The sequence below is a fragment of the Enterococcus sp. DIV2467a genome (assembly GCF_050532945.1).
In the GTDB taxonomy this organism is placed as follows: Bacteria; Bacillota; Bacilli; order Lactobacillales; family Enterococcaceae; genus Enterococcus; species Enterococcus faecalis.
In genome coordinates this window covers 1-22,179 of record NZ_CP172896.1, presented here as the reverse complement: position 1 = coordinate 22,179, position 22,179 = coordinate 1, and the positions used below count along the sequence as shown (strand labels likewise).

Genomic DNA, 22,179 nt, shown 5'->3' with positions numbered 1-22,179 from the left:
CTTTAGTGTATCGGTTCGAAACCTAGAAAATTATAGGTTTTTTTAAGAAAATAAAAAAAACGATACACTAATAAATAGTGTATCGTTTTTTCTGTATTAATCTAGTGTATCAATTTCGGTGATTTTATCTTCGATACACTGAGCATTTTTGACTAACTGTGCGATAAAATAAACTTCTTCTGCTGGAACATCCATATTAAGAGCTTCTTCCATAGTCTCAATTGAGGCCACAATCACTGGATAAATTGGCTCTTGAACCAATCGACCAAGTTCTTTTTCTGAAACCGTCAGTGTATCATTCCGTAAAATACGCTCCAACATGCCCGATGTGTGCATAATCAAATTGATGTAAAATGTGTACTCTTCTGGCATCGCTAATTGGGTTTGGATATTTTTAGCGAATGACCACAACAGATCAATGATTTTTTTTCCATTAATGAAAGTGAAACTTTGCTCCATATATTTTAGACAAATTTCTTTTGCTGCCGCTTCGTCCAACGGCTTATTCATTACTTCTTCTTTCCGCTCTGCTAGTAATTGCTGAATAATTTTTTCTGCTTCACCGGAAAAGAAATTTTCCATGGAAATATAAGGAACACCAATTTTGGGATTGGTAATCCCAGTTGTCGCAATAATTTCATAGTCTTCTTGAATTTTAGGCAAGACTTCTTTCATATTTACAATGGACAAAGGAATCACTTCTAAATGCCAGTCTATTTGTGGCAAGACAGCTTCCTCAATAAGCTCTTTCATTCGGCGCGCAGTTCCTTCTCCAGAAGCGCAGATAGCAATAATTGCTCTTGTTTTCCAATTTTCAATGATTTGTTTCGTTTCACTTTGGCGAATATCGGCATAGCCATGAAAGTTTTTTAAAGACTCGTGAAGTGTTTCCAATTGCGTATCAATTAATGCGGTTTTGCGGGCCGCTTCAAGAACAATTGGCGTGGTCACCATGTCTACTGTCCGCACATCAATGCCTGTCTGGCGTACAATTTCTTCTGAAAAAGTACTTAATGAACCCATATCCACCAATAATAGTACGCCATTCTCTTCATTCACTTCACCAACTGCTTCAACGATTTTACGCAAAGCTTCTTTCGGTGGCATATCTAACGGCATATCCACAGCCTTCAAATTATCAACATTTAACAATTGAGAAACCACTTGTACCATACTGCTAGCGGTACTATTTCCGTGCGCAGCCACGACAATGCCAATCCGGCCAGCCTCAGGATTTTCTCTTAAAGAAATGAGCAAAACAGCTAAATAGTAACTTTCAGATTCAGGAATCTCCATCTGATAACTACTTTCAATAATATTTTTAATTTCTTTTGCTGTTTCAAACTCTGTTGGATAATCTAAAACCATATTTCGAATACTTTCATTTAAAGGATGCTTAGGATCTTTGCCTAATTGGATGCGTTTCAAGAAAGAACTAATGTGTAAACTCATTGCATAAATAAAGTTGGGTTGAAACGAATACGATAACCGCTTCGCTGCAAAATTATAAATTTTCTTAGTGACATCAATAATTCGTTGGTCAACAATTTCAGCCAATTTATTTTCTGTATCAAAGGTGAACCCATAATCTTTGTAGAAAGATTTTAAATGAACATTGATATCCGTTGTAATAAAATTATTAATTAGTTCTTGGTCCAAGCCGTCTGCTTTTAAGAGAGCCGCTTTATCTCCAATAATCTCATATAGATTGTAAGGCAATTCATAGGCATCTGACTGAATAGCTACTAAAGATTCATTTGGTGATACCACTAATTGCGGTTCCAGATATTTCGATAACTCCGACAATACTTCTCGATTACTGGCAAGTTGCATAATGCCTTCTTTGATATTGTCCGTTAATTCGTCCATCGTAATCATTAATTCCTCTTGTTCCATCTGATTAAGGAACCCTCGCGCAGTCACAAGTTGCACATTCGATTTTAGCTGACCGACATTTCCATAAGAAACACTTCCAATTAACGCTTTGACCACATCTTCTGACAAAGAGATTCGCCGTTGAATCCGCGCTGCTTCCATTGAAACCATCACTTTTAGGAGGTCAATTTTTTCTTTCGCAGGACGGTCACTAAAGTTCGGTAATTGAATGATAATCGGAATGCGTCGCACAAAAGTATTCAATAAAGAAGAAGTAGGATTCTCCGTCGTAGCACAAATAATCCGAACATCCGCATGATGTGATTTCACTGTTTCACCTAAACGCGCGTACACGCCGTGATCCATAAAATAAAAAATCATTTCTTGTCCTTCGGGTGGTAACCGATGTACTTCATCTAAAAACAGAATGCTGCCATCTGCTTCATCAATAATCCCTTCTTTCGCTTTCGTAGCGCCTGTGAAGGCCCCTTCTACATACCCAAATAAATGCGACATCAAAAGTTCTGGATTATGCGCATAGTCTGCACAGTTAAACACCACAAACTCTTTTTCTTTGGCCACAATTTGGTTCAGCTTCGCAAATTGAAACATGGCATGAGCAAAATAAGTTTTCCCAGAACCTGTTGGTCCAGTAATTAAACAATTCAAGCCTTTTGGCGGATATAAAATCGCTGCTTTGGCTTGTTCCACCGGCGTTTTCATGCTTCCAGCTGAACCGATAATTTTTTTGAAAATATCTTCAACTTCTGGGGTTTTACTTGTCGTGACTACTGGTTCAACCAATGGTTCGATAAAAGTTTTTGTGGAGTGATCCATTGATTTTTCCCGATAACTTTTAACTGGCTTGGTTAATGGTCGATGCTGAAACGCCACCTGCGCGACATATTTTACTGGTCGACCAGATAATTTTTTCAAGCGCCCTTCACGAACCAGTTGATTCAAATCTTTACTAGCATTGGTCCGCTGAATGTTTAAACGTTCTGAAATTTCTTGTGTCGTGACTCCCGCATCACTTGTTAAGGTCATTGGCGTTAAATTCTTCGTTTGCTCTTTAACATATTGATAGATTTTTTCAATCCGCTTCATTTTTGATGGCTCCTTTAATCGATACACTAATTAATTTACATGATACAGTGTATCATTAAAAAAATACACTAAAAACCCTTTCATGAAAAAAATTTCTGTTTCACATGAAACATTTTAAAAAAGCGCCTTTTTTCTATAAAAAACCCACCTTTTTATTCGTTTCTGTAAAAAGATTGAAACTCCTTGAAAAAAGGTTCTGTAGCCGATATAATGCAGAGAGGTTCAAGAATATATTAAAAGCGAGGAAAACAATTGATTACTGTTAATGATGTAAGTTTACAATTTCCAGATCGTAAACTTTTTGAAGAAGTGAATATTAAATTTACTCCTGGCAACTGTTACGGCTTAATCGGCGCAAACGGTGCAGGAAAATCAACGTTTCTTAAAATTTTATCAGGTGAGATTCAACCGACAACTGGCGTGGTTTCAATGGGTCCTAATGAGCGACTAGCAACGCTGAAACAAAATCACTTTGACTACGAAGACTACACTGTTTTAGAAACTGTAATTATGGGACATAAACGTCTTTACGAAGTAATGAAAGAAAAAGATGCTATCTATATGAAAGAAGATTTTTCAGATGAAGATGGGATTCGTGCCGCAGAACTAGAAGGCGAATTTGCTGAACTTGACGGTTGGGAAGCAGAACCTGAAGCAGCTGTTTTACTCCAAGGGCTAAACATTCCAGAAGAATTACATGATCAAAAAATGAGCGAATTAACAGCTGGTCAAAAAGTCAAAGTATTATTAGCTCAATCTCTTTTTGGTAAACCAGATGTCTTACTATTAGACGAGCCGACAAATGGTTTAGACACCCGCTCAATCAATTGGTTAGAAGAATTTTTAATCAACTTTGAAAATACCGTTATCGTGGTTTCCCATGACCGTCATTTCCTAAACAAAGTCTGCACTCACATGGCAGATTTAGACTTTAGTAAAATCAAACTTTACGTTGGTAACTATGATTTCTGGTTGGAATCAAGCCAACTAGCGACAAAATTGCAAGCACAATCTAATGCCAAAAAAGAAGAACAAATCAAAGAATTACAAGACTTTATCGCTCGTTTTAGCGCCAATGCCTCAAAATCAAAACAAGCAACGTCTCGTAAAAAAATGTTAGATAAAATTACCTTAGATGACATTCAACCTTCCTCTCGTCGTTATCCATTCGTTGGCTTTACACCAGAACGTGAAATCGGCAATGACTTATTACAAGTTGAAAATGTCTCTGTAACGATTGATGGCAAAAAAATCTTAGATAATATCTCGTTCAACTTAACAAAAGATGATAAAGTGGCATTCATCGCTGACTCAGATATTACAACGACTACGTTATTCAAAGTGATTATGGGCGAAATTACTCCCGATACAGGTTCTGTTCGTTGGGGCGTTACAACTAGCCAAGCTTATTTACCAAAAGACAACAGCAAAGACTTTGAAGAGCCATTAACCATTTTAGATTGGTTACGTCAATTTGCTGGTAAAGAAGAAGATGACAATACGTTCTTACGTAGTTTCTTAGGTCGGATGTTATTCTCTGGTGAAGAGGTACTAAAACCAGTCAATGTTCTTTCCGGAGGCGAAAAAGTGCGTGTCATGCTTTCAAAATTAATGCTTTCCAAAGCCAATGTCTTAGTTTTAGATGATCCAACGAACCACTTAGACTTAGAATCAATCACTGCATTAAATGATGGGTTGATGGCTTTCACTGGTTCAATTCTTTTTGCTTCACATGACCACCAATTTATCCAAACATTAGCGAACCGAATTATTGCTGTTTCTGATAAAGGTGTCATTGATCGAGCAGAAACAACCTATGATGAATTCTTGGAAAACCCAGAAATTCAAAAACAAATGGACGTTTTATTCAGTTCAGATTATTAAAAAAATAGAGAAGTCATTAAAAAATGACTTCTCTATTTTTTATTTTCTTTTTTCACCAAAAGAAAACACAGCAATACAACCTATTCCGGTATGACTAGTAATGGTGGGTCCTAGAGGATAAATCAGTATCTCATTAACCTCTATTTCTTTTTCAATTAATTCTTTGACTTTTTCCGCGTCATCTTTCGTTCCCGCATATGCAATCAATAGTGTTTGTTTCATTGGCTCTACAATGCCTTGAATCGTTTCTTGCGCAATCTTTTGCAAGGACTTGTTTCGTCCACGAGTTTTACCAACGGATGCTAGTTTGCCTGCCGCATCCACGCGAATAATTGGTTTAATGTTCATTAAGCCACCAAGTGCTGCCGCTGTTTTAGAAATCCGTCCGCCACGTTCTAAATGTTTTAAATCATCTACCGTTACCCACGAATGAAGTTTCATTTTTTGCTCTTCAAGATAGGCAACAACTTCTCCTAATGAATGACCATCTGTTTGTAATCGAATGGCTTCTCGGACTAACATCCCTTGACCTAAGCTAGCTGCTTTTGTGTCAATAATATGAATTTCTACATTATCGTACTCTTCTTTTAACATCTCTACTGATTGCAACGCACTTTGATAAGAGCCACTTAACCCAGATGAAAAAGCTAAATAAATCACCGGTAACCCTTGCTCCACAAAAGGACGGAAAAATTCATTGTAGCGTCCTACATTAACTTGAGAGGTAGTGGGCATACTTCCATTTTTAATAGCCGTTAAGAAGTTCTGATAATCAAACGTTTCACCTAAATCATCGCGATATTCTTTCCCGTCAATTTGAATATTCATGCTAATAAAAGGTACTTGGTTTTCTTTTAAGTATGTATACGGCAAGTCACAACAAGAATCTGTCACTAATTGATAATTCACGGACAATTGCCCCCTTCATGTTTTCTTTTATTTTACCATAGTTTTTCATTTTTATATAAAATTAAAAAAGAACGTAAAGGCTGAACTGGCATAAGCCATCCTTTACGTTCTCTTAAAAATCTGCTTAAATTTGTGCCCAAACACTTTCTAAAACGTTCGTTTGGTTACGGTCTGGACCTACAGAGAATGTTGAAATGCGCACACCAACTAATTCTGAAATCCGATGCACGTAGTTACGAGCATTAGCTGGTAAATCGGCTAAAGTTTTGCAACCAGTGATATCTTCAGACCAACCTGGTAATTCTTCATAAACTGGTTTACAGCGGCTTAATTCTTTCAAGCTTGCTGGATAATGATAAATTAATTCACCATCAAGTTCATAAGCTGTACAAATTTTCACCGTTTCTAAACCACTTAACACGTCAATCGAGTTTAATGACAAGTTCGTAATCCCTGATACACGTTTTGAATGACGCATAACTACTGAATCAAACCAACCGACACGACGCGGACGTCCTGTTGTTGTTCCGTATTCTTTACCGACACGACGAATGGTTTCTCCTGTTTCATCAAATAATTCTGTTGGGAATGGGCCGTCCCCGACACGTGAAGTGTACGCTTTGCAGACACCAACCACTTTATTAATTTTTGATGGACCAACGCCACTACCGATAGTTACGCCACCAGCTACTGGATTAGAGGAAGTAACAAATGGATAGGTTCCTTGATCGATATCCAACATGACACCTTGTGCCCCTTCAAATAAAACCCGTTTTCCAGCATCTAATGCATCGTTTAAAATAACCGAAGTATCTGTAACATATTGTTTAATTTGTTGTCCGTATTCATAGTATTCTTCAAAAATATCATCAAATTCAATGGCTTCGCTATCAAACATTTTAACGAATTGACGATTTTTTTCTTCTAAGTTAATTTGCAAACGTTCCGCAAAAATTTCTTTATCCAATAAATCAGCGATACGGATTCCCACCCGTGCTGCTTTATCCATGTAGGCTGGGCCAATTCCTTTAATCGTTGTCCCAATCTTGTTTTCACCTTTCGCATCTTCTTGCAATTGATCCAATTTAATATGATACGGCAAGATGACATGGGCACGATCTGAAATACGTAAATTATCAGTGGCAACATTATTTTCTTTTAAATAAGCTAATTCTTTTACTAAAGATTTTGGATTCACAACTACGCCGTTACCAATTACACTAATTTTTTCTTTATAGAAAATCCCTGAAGGAATTAAATGTAATTTATACGTTACGCCGTCGAATTTAATGGTATGTCCGGCGTTATCTCCGCCTTGGTAACGAGCGATCACTTCTGCGTTTTCACTTAGAAAGTCTGTAATTTTTCCTTTACCTTCGTCGCCCCATTGCGTTCCAACAACTACTACTGATGACATTCGAACACCTCGTTCATAATTTTTTTGTCCTGAATCATTGTACCAGTAAAACCAGTCCCTTTCAAGGGTAAAAATCGAATATTCTTTCACAATCAAAAGCGTTTCTGTCAAAAATACGAACATTTTTAGTTATGTTTTTGTAAAATAATAAAATATACGAATATTGTTCGTGTTTTACTCTCTGATTTTAATCCCTTAATAAGCAAAAAAACGAACTCAAAAAATGAGTTCGTTTTTTAAAATTCTGTCCTCGGCGAAAGCGAAGAAAATTTATTATATTCTTTAATGAAAAGTAATTCGACCGTTCCACGCGCACCACTACGGTTTTTCTCAATGATGACTTCTACAACATTGTCAACTTCTGGTGGCTCATGATCGCCGTCTTCTCCTTCACCACGATCGTAGTAATCATCACGATAAAGAAAGGCAACGATATCGGCATCTTGCTCAATGGAACCTGATTCACGAATATCACTTAACACAGGACGTTTATCTTGACGTTGTTCCACGCCACGAGAAAGCTGTGACAAAGCGATAACTGGGACTTTTAATTCTTTCGCTAATTTTTTTAATTGACGTGAAATATCAGAAACCTCCTGTTGGCGGTTCTCTTTTCCAGTTCCTTCAATCAATTGTAGGTAGTCGATCAAAATTAGACCTAGGTTGCCTTTTTCTTGTGCTAATTTACGACATTTCGCACGAATTTCGGTAATTTTAATCCCTGGTGTGTCATCAATATAGATATTCGCACGGGACAAACTACCCATCGCAATAATTAAGTTTTGCCATTCTTCTTCAGATAATTGCCCTGTTCTTAAATGGCTGGCCTCAATGGATCCTTCTGCACAAAGCATCCGGTTCACTAATGATTCTGCCCCCATTTCTAAACTAAAAATAGCGACAGCTTTATCTGTTTTGGTGCCGACATTTTGGGCAATATTTAATGCAAAAGCGGTTTTCCCTACCGCTGGACGGGCCGCTAAAATAATTAGCTCTTCCGCTTGCAAGCCGGCAGTCATTTTATCCAATGCTTGATAGCCTGTAGGTAAACCAGTAATCTCTTCATCATTTTGGTATAATTGGTCAATATTCGCAATAGTTGTATTTAGAACATCTGAAATTGATAAAAAGCCACTACGATTCCGCTTTTCGGAGACTTCTAAAATGCTTCGTTCTGCATCATCCAAAATAGATTCAACATCTTCACCTTGCTCAAAGCCTTTAGTTACAATCTCTGTAGCGGTTTGGATTAAGTTGCGCAGCAACGATTTTTGTTCAACAATTTTTGCATAATAAATGACATTGGCAGCTGTCGGCACAGCTAAAGCTAAATCTGACAGATAACTTAGTCCACCAACATCTTCTAACAAATTCTCTTGTTCTAGGCGATCTTTGATTGTTACCACATCAATCGCTTCATTTCGGTCGCTTAAGGTCATCATCGTTTGGAAAATCAACTGATGACTACGACGATAGAAATCTTTAGGTTCCACATATTCCATCGCTTCTATTAGCACATCTGCATCTAAGAAAATAGAACCTAAAACGGCTTGTTCCGCTTCAATATTTTGTGGCGGTACCCTATCTTGCAATAATTCATTCATTTTGTTCTCTCCCACGATGTCTTACTTTCTGGTTCATTTAGTCTATCCATTTTAACACAATTTCATTAAAAAAAGTACATTTTTTCTCTGCTGATTTCTCTATTTTTAGTTCACTTTCCAATTTTAAAAAATATACAATTAATAAAAATATAATATTTTCTTTAATTCAAATTGTTGTATATTTGATTTTTAAATATTATAAAAAATAATTCTAGTAATTTATTTTGCATAAAAAAGAAGCCGGAGAAATCGGCTTCTTTTTTATCGATTGTATTATTCCGCTACGACATGAACCTTAATTTTCGCTGTAACTTCATGATGTAGTTTGACTGGTACGTTAGTGTAACCTAAAGAACGAATTGGGTTGGCTAATTCGATTTTGCGTTTATCCAATTTTACATTGTATTGTTTGTTTAAGGCTTCTGCAATTTGTTTTGAAGGAATTGAGCCAAATAAACGGCTGTCTTCTCCAGCTTTTGCCTTGATCTCTACAACAGTCTTTTCATCTTCTAAAAAGGCTTGCATTTCTTTTGCTTGTGCTAAAACTTCTGCTTCATGTTTTTCTTGGGCTTTCTTTTGACCCGCTAACGCACTCATGCTCCCTTTATTGGCTTCTTTCGCATAACCATTTTTAATTAAAAAGTTTTGGGCGTAACCAGTTGGCACTTCTTTTACGTCCCCTTTTTTTCCTTTTCCTTTAACGTCTTGTAAAAAAATGACTTTCATTTCCTTCACTCCTGTTCATACATTTCATTAATATTTTGACGAATTACATCAAGTAGTTGCTCTTTTACTTCTGCTACTGTTACGTTTGATAATTGTACTGCCGCATTAGTAAAGTGACCGCCACCACCTAAATTTTCCATAATAATTTGGACATTAATTGAACCATTACTCCGAGCACTAATGCCAATCTGTTGATCCGTCCGCTTGGTAATGACAAATGCTGCATTAATCCCTGCCATAGAAAGTAATGTGTCCGCTGTTTTGGCAGCTGTGACACTATCATATTCTTTGTCTTCACTCCCTGCAACAACGACGGTATCTTTTGTGACATATTCGCTTTTAGAGATTAAATTGTTCATTTCCAGATAGCTTGTAAGATCAGAACTTAATAGATATTGTACTAAAGATGAGTCTGCTCCACAAGTTCGTAAATAACTAGCCACATCAAATGTTCGCGCCGTCGTTCGTGTATTGAAACTTTTCGTATCAACCACAATTCCCGCCAACATCATGGTTGCTTCAAAGGCCTGCAGTTTATTTGCGCTATTACTTTGATATTCGATCAATTCTGTGACTAATTCTGAAGCAGAAGAGGCAGAAGATTCAATATAAGAAAGCAAGGGTTTTGCTGGAAATTCGTCTCCTCGTCGATGGTGATCAATGATTACTACTTTATCAAAACGCTCATAGAGCTCTTGTGAGATCGATAGAGACGGTTTATGGTAATCTACCATAACTAATAAGCTACTTTCTTTCTTGCGCTTCATGGCCTCTTTAGGACTAATAATGCGCTCTTCTAATTCTGGGTACTCTTTAATCGCCTCTAACACTCTTTTGACATCGGGAATGATTTCATTTTCATCTAAAACAATCCACGCTTTTCGATTATTAAACGAGGCTAAACGAGCAACACCAAATGCTGAACCTAACGCATCCATATCTGGATAACGATGGCCCATAATATAGATGTCAGCTGATTCCGCAATAATTCCCTTAATTGCCATGCTCATTGCGCGAGAACGTACTTGGGAACGTTTCGTCGTTACTGCCGTTTTTCCACCAAAAAATAACGGCTTCGCTTCATCTTTGGCTTCTTTTACAACCACTTGATCACCACCACGAACTAAAGCTGTATCTAGGTTTGTTTGAGCCGTGGTCCCGGTTTGATCTAAGGTTGGCCCCCCATAAGCAATCCCCATACTTAACGTAATGGCTACTTCATGGTTAGCTGATTCCTTACGGATCGTATCCAAAATAGAAAATTTTTCGTCCATCATTTTTTGAATATCTTCCCATTGGGCAATGAAAAAATAACGTTCTGCGTTGATTCGCTTATAAAAAACTTTGTATTGGTCCATCCAATCAGAAACCATCGTCGTAATGAAACTATTCAAATAAGAAATTTCTTTCTCATCCATTGTATCAGTGACATCATCATAATTATCGACAGACACAATGCCAATAGCCGTTTGCATTTCGACTTTTTCTTGATACAAATTACTTTCTTTAGTGATATCTTCAAAAGTAATTGTATGTTGTTCTTTATTGACGCTAAAGCGATAGGTATTTTCGTCAATCGTAAAGATATCTTGGTTTCGTTCTGCTAATTCTAAATAAGACGTAACTTGGCTAGCGGTTAATGTTAGCTGATTGTCTTTATTAAAAATAGAAGCAGCATAAGGATTAAGCCATTCTACCGCGCGTGTTTCCCCGTTATACGTAATAATCCCCACAGGTACTTCATTCACAACATAATCCAACGATTGTTCAGCAATGGAACTTGCTTCTTGAATCTTTTCTACGTTCGTAATTTCTACATCTCTAATCAACAGCCGAATAACCACTAAGAGAAAGATATCTAATGCGATAATTACCGCCAATAGCAGCCATTTATTTGTTAGTAAGAAATAGAGGAGAAATTCTACTAAGAGAAGACCCACAACAATTAAGAAACCGTTTTTTTGAATTCTCTTCTTTTGCATTTTTTTGCCTCCAATCTTTCTGCAGACCTTTGAGGCGACTTGTTCCAACGAGCGTATTGCTCTGGTGATTCACTAGTTATTTCATCCCTTATTTTATCACAAAACACTTCATTCTGCGAACCTTGTTATGTTTCACGTGAAACACTAGTCAAGATAAAAAAGAACCAAAGAGCAAGCTCTTTGGTTCTGGAAATTGTCATAAAATTATTGTTCGTCACTAACGAATGGTAATAATCCCATGATACGTGCGCGTTTAATAGCAATCGTTAATTTACGTTGGTTTTTAGCGCCAGTACCTGTAACACGACGTGGTAAAATTTTGCCACGTTCTGAAATGAATCGTTTTAACAATTCAGTATCTTTATAGTCGATGTATTCGATGTGGTTTGCTGCGATATAGTCGACTTTCCGACGTTTACGTCCGCCTCTTCTTTGTTGTGCCATTCTTGTTCCCTCCTATCAAATTCGTTTAGAATGGTAAATCATCATCTGAAATGTCGATAGATGAACCTGAGCCACCAAATGGATCAGAATCTTTATCGAAATCAGGCATACCGTTATTGTTTTGCGACTGAGAAGATGATGGATTGAAACTATTGTTGTTGTTATTAAATCCAGAACCGGCATTGTTATTACCAAAGCTACGATTTTGTGATTGATAACCATTTTCGTTGTTATTAAAGCTACCGCCGCCAGTTCCTCTTTGTTCTGAAGCAGAACGAGATTCTAACAATTGGAAGTTTTCACAAACCACTTCAGTTACGTAGACACGTTGACCTTGTTGGTTCTCGTAGTTACGAGTTTGAATTCTTCCGACAACACCTAATAATGTACCTTTACGGGCATAATTAGCCATTGTTTCTGCGGGTTTACGCCAAATCACACAGTTGATAAAGTCTGCTTCACGGTCACCATTTTGATTCGTAAAGTTACGGTTTACAGCAAGTGTAAAGGTCGCAACAGCTGAACCACTAGCGGTGTAACGTAAGTCAGGATCTTTTGTCAATCTTCCGACTAATACAACGTTATTAATCATTCAAAACATCTCCTTTCGTCAATAAATGTTTCATGTGAAACAAATTATGCTTCTACCTTCACGATCATATGACGGATAATATCGTCATTGATTTTTGCTAAACGATCAAACTCGTTGATTGCGCCAGCTGTTGATGGAGAAGTAACATTAACGATATGATAGATGCCTTCACGGAATCCGTTCATTTCATATGCTAAGCGGCGTTTTTCCCAATCTTTAGATTCGATAACTTCTGCTCCGTTATCTTTTAAGATTGTGTCGAAACGTTCTACTAAAGCAGTTTTTGCTTCTTCATCAATGTTCGGACGAATAATGTACATGATTTCGTACTTCGTATCTTGACTCATTGATTTTCACCTCCCTATGGACTTCAAGGCTCTTAGTTGGCTAAGAGCAAGGAGAACATACCTAAAAAGGTAGTTCACAATCTCTAATTATATGCTAATTGATGGACAAAAGCAAGAAATAGTTTTGAAAAGCCCCAATAAAAAAGTTTCGCCAACTGGCGAAACTTTTTTATGTTATTCTTCTGTTTCTGATGTTGTTTCGTTTTCTGTTGTTTCTACAACTTCAACGATTTCTTCTTCCACTTCTTCTGGTTCTACAACAGCCATTGTTACCACTTTGGCACCATCTTCCATTCTCATTAAACGAACCCCTAATGTTGCGCGTCCTGTTTGAGAAACAGAATCTACGTTAAAGCGGATAATGACGCCTTTGTTCGTAATCAATAAGATATCTTCATCCCCATTGACCGTGGTTAAACCAGCTAATGGACCATTTTTCTCAGTGATATTTGCTGTCTTAATCCCTTTACCGCCACGTCCTTTAACTGGATATTCAGAAGCTTTTGTACGCTTACCATAACCATTTTCAGTAATGACTAGGACTTCTTTATTTTCATCCAGAATCGCTGCGCCGACCACATAATCATTTTCGCGGAGACGGATTCCCCGAACGCCTGATGCTGTCCGGCCCATATCACGTACAGTATTTTCATCAAACGTGACAGAGTATCCTGCATGTGTTCCGATAATCATCTTCTGATTGCCATTAGTCGTTACCACGTTAACTAACTCATCATCTTCTTTTAAGCTAATGGCGATTAATCCATTACTACGGATATTAGAAAAGGCTGTTACGGCTGTCCGTTTGACGGTTCCTTTTAAGGTTGTGAAGAACAAGTATTTACCTGCTTCCGCTTTGCCTTCAACAGAAATAATCGCTTGAATTTTTTCTGCAGAATCAATTCCCAGTAAGTTAATCACTGGAATTCCTTTTGCTGTTCTACCGTATTCAGGGATTTCGTAACCTTTTGCTCGGTAAACTTTCCCAGTGTTCGTAAAGAATAATAACGTGTCGTGTGTTGAACAAGAAACTAGGTTTTTCACGAAATCATCATCATGAACGCCCATCCCTTGGACACCACGTCCACCGCGGCGTTGCGCCCGGAATTCGGAGTTTGCCATCCGCTTAATGTAGCCGTTATTGGTTAACGTAATCACGACTTCTTCTTCTTCGATTAAATCTTCATCTTCAAGACTTAAGACTTCACCTACTAATAATTCTGTGCGTCGTGCATCACCAAATTTTGTGCGAACGTCATTTAACTCTGTTTTAATGATTTCAATGACGCGTTCTGGGCGGGCTAAAATGTCCTCTAAGTCCGCAATGAATTTCAATAGCTCTTGATATTCATTTTCAATTTTGTCGCGTTCTAAGCCTGTTAAACGGCGTAAACGCATATCTAAAATCGCTTGCGCTTGACGATCTGAAAATTCAAAGCGTTCAATTAACGTTGCTTTTGCTTCGTCATCTGATTGTGATCCACGGATAATGGCAATGATTTCATCGATATGATCTAAGGCAATTCGTAGACCTTCTAAAATATGCGCCCGTGCTTCTGCTTTGTTTTTGTCAAAAATCGTCCGGCGAGTAATGACTTCTTTTTGGTGCTCGACGTAATTTTCTAAAATACGTTTCAAGCTTAAAATTTTCGGTACGCCTTTTTCAATGGCTAACATGTTAAAACCAAAAGATGTTTGTAAGGCAGTCATTTTGTACAAGTTGTTTAACACAACAGAGGCACTCACATCTCGACGAACATCGATGACGATCCGCATGCCTTCACGAGAAGATTCATCCCGCAAATCAGTAATTCCTTCAATTCGTTTATCTCTGTGTAATTCAGAAATTCGTTCGATTAATTTGGCTTTATTCACCATATAAGGCAATTCAGTTACTAAAATACGTTCTTTTCCATTCGGCATTTCAGTCAATTCAACTTTTGCACGAACAGTAATCGAACCTTTCCCTGTTTCATATGCTCGGCGAATCCCTGATTTCCCCATCACTAAACCGCCTGTTGGAAAATCTGGTCCAGGTAACACTTCCATCAATTCATTCGTCGTTACATCAGGATTGTCCATCAATAAACTTGTTGCATCAATCACTTCACTTAAATTATGTGGTGGAATATTTGTTGCCATCCCCACCGCAATCCCCGTTGTTCCGTTAACTAGTAAGTTTGGAAAACGAGCAGGTAAAACTACTGGTTCTTGTTCTGAATCATCATAGTTTCCTTGGAAATCGACTGTATTTTTGTTAATATCTCGTAGCATTTCTAAAGCAATTTTACTCATACGTGCTTCGGTATAACGCATAGCGGCAGCGCCGTCACCATCGACAGAACCGAAGTTTCCGTGGCCGTCAACTAACATAGCCCGATAACTAAAAGGTTGTGCCATCCGCACCATTGATTCGTAAATCGCACTGTCCCCATGGGGGTGATATTTACCCATAACATCCCCAACAATCCGGGCTGATTTTTTGTGTGGTTTATCAGGGGTTACCCCTAATTCGTTCATTCCATATAAGATTCGGCGATGAACAGGTTTTAAACCGTCACGAACGTCAGGTAACGCGCGGGCTACGATAACACTCATTGCGTAGTCAATGAAAGATTCTTTCATTTCGCTGGTCAGATTGACGTCTTGAATGTTTTCTTTAATTTCTTCACTCATGAATTTTTTCCCCTCTAAATATATGTTCTAGCGTCTCTTACAACGTTGCGACACATTAAATATCCAAGTTTTTCACGTAATGGGCATTTTCTTCGATAAACGCACGACGTGGTTCCACACGATCGCCCATTAGCATTTCAAAAATTTGGTCAGCTTCAATGGCATCATCGACACTCACTCGCGCCATTAATCGTTTTTCTGGGTCCATTGTTGTTTCCCAAAGTTGGTGATCATCCATTTCACCCAAACCTTTGTAACGTTGAACACTTGGTTTTGGTGAAGCAGGTAATTCTTCTAACACTTTTGCTAGTTCCTCTTCAGCATGTTTGCCCGGTTGAACGTAGGTGATGTTTTTCCCTTGTTTCACACCATATAGTGGTGGTTGGGCAATATACACATAACCAGCTTCAACAATTGGCCGCATGAAGCGATAGAACAAGGTTAATAACAACGTTCGAATATGCGCACCATCGACATCGGCATCGGTCATAATCACTAGTTTGTGATAACGTGCTTTAGAAACATCGAAATCTTCGCCGAAGCCTGTTCCCATAGCTGTAAATAATGACCGAATTTCTTCATTGGCTAAAATTTTATCCATGCTGGCTTTCTCGACATTCAAGATTTTCCCACGAATTGGTAAAATGGCTTGGAATTCACGGCTACGGCCTTGTTTTGCTGAACCGCCGGCCGAGTCTCCTTCGACGATAAATAATTCGCATTTTTCCGGATCTTTACTTGAGCAATCAGCCAGCTTCCCTGGCAAGTTGCTAATTTCTAACGCGCCTTTACGACGGGTGACTTCACGGGCTCTTTTAGCGGCTAAACGAGCTTTTGAGGCCAACATGCCTTTTTCGACAATTTGTTTGCCGACTGTTGGATTTTCCATTAAGAATTTTGTAAAGTATTCTGAGAATAAACGATCCGTAACGGTCCGTACTTCTGAGTTCCCTAATTTCGTTTTCGTTTGTCCTTCAAATTGAGGATCTGGATGTTTGATGGAAACCACTGCGGTTAAACCTTCACGAACATCTTCCCCAGTTAATTTTTCATCGTTTTCTTTCATCAATTTTTGTTTACGTGCATAGTCATTAATCACACGTGTTAAAGAAGTTTTAAAACCAGATTCATGCGTTCCGCCTTCATAAGTATGAATATTGTTGGCAAAACTTAAAATATTTGAGTGGTAGCCATCTGTATACTGCATTGACACTTCCACTGTAATATCTTGTTGCTCTCCTTCAATGAAGATTGGCTCTGGGAAAATAACGTCTTTATTGGCATTTAAATGCTCAACATAACTCTTAATCCCGCCTTCATAGTGATACTCTTTTTTATCTTCTTGTCCTTCACGACGGTCTTCAATTGAAATGTGTAAGCCTCGATTTAAAAAGGCTAATTCACGAACCCGTGTTGCTAATTTATCAAAATCATAAACGGTTGTTTCTGTAAAAATTTCAGGATCTGGAATAAAGTGAACAGTAGTTCCGTGACGATCCGTTTCTTCGATAACTTTTAGATCATCAACAACCGCACCACGACGATATTCTTGGTAATACACTTTGCCATCTTTATAAACACGAACATCTAAACTGGTCGATAAAGCATTAACAACAGAGGAACCAACACCGTGCAAGCCACCTGATACTTTATAGCCGCCACCGCCAAATTTCCCGCCGGCATGTAGCACTGTAAACACTGTTTCCACAGCTGGGCGACCTGTTTTGGCTTGAATCCCGACTGGAATTCCACGACCATCATCGATAACAGTAATACTATCGTCTGGTTCGATAATTACTTGAATTGATTTAGCAAATCCTGCTAAGGCTTCGTCGATAGAGTTGTCAACGATTTCCCATACTAAGTGGTGTAACCCTTCGCCACTAGTAGAACCTATGTACATACCAGGACGTTTCCGGACAGCTTCTAAGCCCTCCAAAACTTGAATCTGACTAGCGTCATATTCTTGCGCACGTTCTCTCATGTTTTTTTCTTCTTCTGTCATGTCGCTGAATTCCTTTCTATCTTGCCTTGTTGAACATAAAAAATATCTGGTTCAACTGTTAGCTTGTCTTTTATGTGATCTAAACTAGTTGTCGTTAAGAACGTTTGAACTTTGCCTTCAATCGTTTCTAACAAGTGAATTTGACGTTCATTATCTAATTCACTCATGACATCATCTAGTAATAACACAGGATATTCTCCTGTTTCTGAATGCATCAAATCAATCTCTGCCAATTTAATACTTAAAGCTGTCGTTCGTTGTTGGCCTTGTGAGCCATACGTTTGAACATTTTGACCATTGACAATAAATAGCAAATCGTCACGATGAGGGCCTAAAAAAGTATTCGCTTTAAACAATTCACGCTTACGATTGTTCATTAATTGTTGGAGCAATTGATTTTGAAGTGCTTCTAAGGAAAGATCCGTGTTGTCAATTGGGATGCTTGATGCGTAGTCAATGGTGAGCGTTTCGCGTCCATGACTAATTTTTTGATGGAGTAAGTTTGCCCAGTGTTCTAATTTTTTAAGAAAACCTAACCGAGCGTATAGAACTTTCCCGCCAAATTCAGCTAGCTGCTCTGTCAAAATATCCAGATAAACAGTATCTGTTTGTTTCTTTTCAGCTAGTTGTTTTAGGTATTGGTTCCGTTGCTTTAAAACAGACTGATATTGGACAAGATCATAAAGATAAATAGGACTCACTTGTCCGAGTTCCATGTCAATAAATTTCCGGCGGACTTGAGGTGAGCCTTTCACCAAAGATAAATCTTCTGGGGCAAATAAAATAACATTCAGTTGCCCAATGTACGCACTGAGCCTTTTTTGCTCAATGTGATTAACCTTGGTTTTACGTCCTTTGTTGGAAATTAAAATTTCCAACGGCACGGTGCCTGTCTTTTTTTCAACCACACCGCTAATTTTAGCTGCTGCTTGTTCCCAGCCAATTAATTCTTTTTCATTGCTGGTTCGATGACTTCGTGTCATTGCTAGAACATAAATGCTTTCTAACAAGTTGGTTTTTCCTTGGGCGTTTTCGCCTAAAAAAAGATTTAACGTTTTTGGAAAATCTAAGCTGACTGTTTCATAATTACGATAATGCTGAAGTGTCAGCTCATTCAGCCGCATCGTCGGACTCGTTTCCGTTTTTCACCATAAAAAAAGTACCTTCTTCAGGTATCTCAATCATCATGCCCGCATAAAGTTTCCGTCCGCGACGATTTTCCAACTCGCCATCAACAAACACGCTATTGTCTGCCAAATACCATTTGGCTTGGCCGCCACTACCAATGACGTTGATTTCTTTAAGAAACTGACCAAGCGTTATATACTCAGTTGCTAAAACAAACGTTTTTTTCAATGTGCATCCCTCTTTTTTCTAATACGTTCTCATATATATTATACCCTTTTTCATAAGAGAAAACAAATTTATCTGTCTAATTTTCATTCTAAGCAATTTTAATTCTAAATGACCGAAAATATTATTAGGATAAAAAAACTCTTAAAAAGCATTTTAAAACGGAAATTGATATTTTCTTGAGAAAAAGGGGCCTGATTTGGCAGAAATGACGAGTAGCGTTTAACTAAAAAACAATTTGGGGTAACTCAAAGACAAACGAAGAGGGCATGCATTGAAGAAAAGTAGCTTGTAGAGGTCTGAGCGTCGTTTTAAGCAACGTAAACTTCTTTCACTAGGAAATGTTCATAAAAAAATGAACAGCTCTTAAACGAAAAATTAAAGGGCTTTTTTTCTTTATCCACGAAAAAAAAGGCAGAATTTATTCGTCAAACGATAGTTCAAACATTCACAATAACATTAGCGTAAAAGCTATTCTAGTTTTAAAAAGCTTATCTAGCAGCGTTTATCGACTTTAAATAGACGACAAAAAAGAACCTTCGGCAATCATAGTGATTTTCCGAAGGTCTTTTTTAAACATGATTAATTTGTACGAACCGGTGTAATTAGTTGAATGAAATCTAGTTCTGTTTCGGTTGGCTCCAATGTAAACGGACGAATTGGAGAAAGGAATTTCACGGTAATATTCATATCGCCAAACGCTCGCAACGCATCTTTCATATAATCTGGGTTGAAAGAAATATCCAACGCTTCACCAGAAACATTTTCATAGTTTAAAGCTTCTTCGACTTTTCCAATTTCAGGTGAATTTCCATATAAAACAACAGAATCTGGTGAAATTGAAAGGCGAACAATATTGTTACGTCCTTCATGAGAAAGTAAAGAGGCACGTTCGATTGCTGAAAGCAATTCTGGTACATAAAATTCAATTTGCGTGTTATGGCTAGTTGGAATTAAACGGTTGGTATCAGGATAATTTCCTTCTAACAAACGAGAATAGAAGTACATTGTTTCTGTTTTAAATAGCACTTGGTTTTCCATAATGCTGATTTCAACCATTTCTTCTTCATTGGTTAATGAACGAGAAAGTTCAGTTAAACTTTTTCCTGGAATTACAATGTTAAAGTCTTCTACTGCTTGTTCTGTCGGGATCACACGTTGACTTAAACGATGTGAATCTGTCGCAACGGCAAGTAATTTTTGATTTTCTAAAATAAAGTGAACCCCAGTTAAAATTGGACGACTTTCGTGCATCGATACAGCAAAACCTGTTTCACTAATAATTTTTGTCAATAAATGAACAGGTAATTTCATTTGGTTTTGAGTATCAATTACTGGTAAGTGCGGATAATTGTCAGCATCTAATCCATTAACCGTAAAATCAGCTTTTCCTGAAGTAATTGCAACTTGATTGTTATCTAGAACTTCCATTGTGAACATATCTTCTGGTAATTTACGAATAATTTCGCCAAAGAAACGAGATTGTAAAACGATGCTACCTGTGCGTTCAATGGTCATTTGAGCTTTTTCATCATCTTTACTTAAAAAACTTTCAATTGAAATATCCGCGTTACTCCCAGTAAGTGATAAGCCATCTTCTGATAACACAATTTTAACACCTGTTAAGATTGGAATCGTTGTTTTAGAAGAAATTGCTCGTTGAACAGTTTGTAATTCTTGTAAAAAGACACTTCGTTTGACCGTTAATTTCATAATGTAAACTCCTTTTTAAGTATTTTCAATACGTTCTAATTTTGTACGCCACTGTTTTGTATATTATATATAAATAAATAATAAAAGTAATAGGGCATGTTGATTCTGTGGAAAAGTCAAAAAGGCATTGATTTTACTAAGTTATCCACTTGTGTATAAGTTGTGGATAACTTTGTTCTTTTTTGTTTAGTTTTCCACATCCTAAGAGTTCAATAAATTTTTAATTTCACTGACTTCTTTTTGAATCGCTGGATCTTTTTCCAATAATTGCTGAATCTTTTCGTGCGCATGAATCACCGTTGTATGATCTTTGCCGCCAAATTCGGCACCAATTTTTGGCAAGGAATTGTCGGTCATTTCTCTAGCAAGATACATTGAGATTTGACGAGGAACCACAATTGTTTTCACCCGTTTTTTCCCTTTTAAATCTTTAAGAGGCACATGATAATATTTGGATACTTCTTCTTGAATTTGTAAAATGGACAATTGATTTTTACTACCAACTGATTTTAGAGATTTCAAGGCGTCCGCCGCTAAACTAGTGGTAATATCTTCTCCATTAATAGTTGCAAAGGCTTGAACACGGACCAAAGCACCCTCTAATTCACGGATGTTGGAATCAATTTGACCAGCGATATAACTTAGTGTATCATCCGGAATTTCTAAACGCTCGGCATCTGCTTTTTTGCGCAAAATTGCAATCCGTGTTTCTAAATCAGGCGGGGTGATATCGACAGACAAACCCCAAGCAAAGCGAGAAACTAATCGTTCAGGTAATTTTGGAATATCATTCGGCGGGCGATCACTTGTTAAAACAATTTGTTTATTTTCATTGTAAAGATCGTTGAAGGTATGGAAAAATTCTTCCAATGTTGCTTCTTTTTCCGCCAAAAATTGAATATCATCGACTAATAATAAGTCAACATTGCGATATTCTTTCCGAAATTGTTCGGATGTCTTTGTTTGAATTGAGTTGATAAATTCATTCGTAAACGTTTCGCTACTAACATATTTGACTTTGGCATCTGGTTGATTCACTAACATTTGATGACCAATAGCATGCATCAAATGGGTTTTCCCTAACCCTACACCACCATAGAAGAAAAGGGGATTGTAAATCGAACCAGGATCCTCGGCAACAACAAGCGCTGCAGCGTGCGCCATTTGGTTTCCTTTACCAATAACGAAGGTGTCGAAAGTGTACTTAGGATTAAGCATCGCTTTTTTACTTTGTTCACTAAAAACAACTTCTTCTTCGGCAGGTTCTTCGAGTTCTTGTGCCAGTGCTGCGTCTTTTTCATCGGCAACAACAAAATGGGGCATCACTTCTGCACCGGTCAATTTAAATCCAGTTTCGACAATTTTTGCCGAAAGATTTTTTTCCCAGTAATCACGATGAACTGCAGAAGGGACTTCTAGCCACAATTGATTGTTGTCTAATTTCAAAGGGCGTGTGGTTTTAATCCAAGCATCAAAACTTGGCGCCGACAAAATCGCTTGATAGGCTTCTTCAAGGCTATGCCAAAAACTTTCCACGTCGGGCAT

16 protein-coding genes are annotated in these 22,179 nt (G+C 37.7%); 1 reads left to right on the top strand and 15 read right to left on the bottom strand.

Going from position 1 to position 22,179, the window contains the following annotated elements; genetic code table 11:
- Positions 1-96 precede the first annotated feature (96 nt).
- Entirely contained in the window at positions 97-2,982 is a 2,886-nt protein-coding gene (locus IGL80_RS00080) for a sigma 54-interacting transcriptional regulator (RefSeq protein WP_002356028.1), read from the bottom strand.
- Positions 2,983-3,234: 252 nt separating this feature from the next.
- On the opposite strand from IGL80_RS00080, the gene IGL80_RS00075 reads away from it, so the two are divergent.
- Positions 3,235-4,866 carry an ABC-F family ATP-binding cassette domain-containing protein gene (locus IGL80_RS00075; RefSeq protein ID WP_002359215.1) on the top strand — a complete coding sequence of 544 codons (1,632 nt, stop codon included), beginning with the start codon at positions 3,235-3,237 and terminating at the stop codon, positions 4,864-4,866.
- 39 nt (positions 4,867-4,905) lie between these two features.
- Here the strand turns inward: IGL80_RS00075 and IGL80_RS00070 are convergent, their stop codons facing one another.
- The 14 genes from IGL80_RS00070 to dnaA form a co-directional block, all read right to left on the bottom strand.
- Positions 4,906-5,775: a DegV family protein gene (locus IGL80_RS00070; RefSeq protein ID WP_002359214.1), complete on the bottom strand. Its 870-nt coding sequence runs from the start codon at positions 5,773-5,775 to the stop codon at positions 4,906-4,908.
- 124 nt (positions 5,776-5,899) lie between these two features.
- Positions 5,900-7,192 carry an adenylosuccinate synthase gene (locus IGL80_RS00065; protein WP_002359213.1) on the bottom strand — a complete coding sequence of 431 codons (1,293 nt, stop codon included), beginning with the start codon at positions 7,190-7,192 and terminating at the stop codon, positions 5,900-5,902.
- A gap of 236 nt (positions 7,193-7,428) precedes the next feature.
- The gene (gene dnaB / locus IGL80_RS00060; RefSeq protein ID WP_002381331.1) at positions 7,429-8,796 is read right to left on the bottom strand and encodes a replicative DNA helicase; all 1,368 of its coding nucleotides are present in this window, start codon (positions 8,794-8,796) and stop codon (positions 7,429-7,431) included.
- 273 nt (positions 8,797-9,069) lie between these two features.
- Positions 9,070-9,522, bottom strand: coding sequence for a 50S ribosomal protein L9 (gene rplI, locus IGL80_RS00055; RefSeq protein ID WP_002356023.1), 453 nt, complete (start codon positions 9,520-9,522; stop codon positions 9,070-9,072).
- A 5-nt stretch (positions 9,523-9,527) separates the two neighbouring features.
- Positions 9,528-11,552, bottom strand: a complete 2,025-nt coding sequence (locus tag IGL80_RS00050; protein ID WP_002363542.1) for a DHH family phosphoesterase — start codon at positions 11,550-11,552, stop codon at positions 9,528-9,530.
- A 156-nt stretch (positions 11,553-11,708) separates the two neighbouring features.
- Positions 11,709-11,948, bottom strand: a complete 240-nt coding sequence (gene rpsR, locus IGL80_RS00045; RefSeq protein ID WP_002356021.1) for a 30S ribosomal protein S18 — start codon at positions 11,946-11,948, stop codon at positions 11,709-11,711.
- A 25-nt stretch (positions 11,949-11,973) separates the two neighbouring features.
- Positions 11,974-12,540, bottom strand: coding sequence for a single-stranded DNA-binding protein (gene ssb / locus IGL80_RS00040; protein ID WP_002364599.1), 567 nt, complete (start codon positions 12,538-12,540; stop codon positions 11,974-11,976).
- Between the two features lie 44 nt (positions 12,541-12,584).
- Entirely contained in the window at positions 12,585-12,887 is a 303-nt protein-coding gene (gene rpsF, locus IGL80_RS00035; RefSeq protein WP_002356019.1) for a 30S ribosomal protein S6, read from the bottom strand.
- A 174-nt stretch (positions 12,888-13,061) separates the two neighbouring features.
- Complete coding sequence (gene gyrA / locus IGL80_RS00030) at positions 13,062-15,563, bottom strand: DNA gyrase subunit A (RefSeq protein ID WP_002361457.1); 2,502 nt, start codon at positions 15,561-15,563, stop codon at positions 13,062-13,064.
- A 55-nt stretch (positions 15,564-15,618) separates the two neighbouring features.
- Positions 15,619-17,568, bottom strand: coding sequence for a DNA topoisomerase (ATP-hydrolyzing) subunit B (gyrB, locus tag IGL80_RS00025; RefSeq protein WP_002359210.1), 1,950 nt, complete (start codon positions 17,566-17,568; stop codon positions 15,619-15,621).
- A complete protein-coding gene (gene recF / locus IGL80_RS00020) occupies positions 17,565-18,692 on the bottom strand; it encodes a DNA replication/repair protein RecF (RefSeq protein WP_002356016.1) in 1,128 nt (375 codons plus the stop codon). Before recF ends, gyrB begins: the two co-directional genes overlap by 4 nt.
- Positions 18,679-18,924, bottom strand: coding sequence for a S4 domain-containing protein YaaA (gene yaaA, locus IGL80_RS00015; RefSeq protein ID WP_002356015.1), 246 nt, complete (start codon positions 18,922-18,924; stop codon positions 18,679-18,681). The genes recF and yaaA overlap by 14 nt, the downstream gene beginning before the upstream one ends.
- Before the next feature lie 579 nt (positions 18,925-19,503).
- Positions 19,504-20,634 carry a DNA polymerase III subunit beta gene (gene dnaN / locus IGL80_RS00010; RefSeq protein WP_002356014.1) on the bottom strand — a complete coding sequence of 377 codons (1,131 nt, stop codon included), beginning with the start codon at positions 20,632-20,634 and terminating at the stop codon, positions 19,504-19,506.
- 201 nt (positions 20,635-20,835) lie between these two features.
- Positions 20,836-22,179 carry a chromosomal replication initiator protein DnaA gene (dnaA, locus tag IGL80_RS00005; protein WP_002356013.1) on the bottom strand — a complete coding sequence of 448 codons (1,344 nt, stop codon included), beginning with the start codon at positions 22,177-22,179 and terminating at the stop codon, positions 20,836-20,838.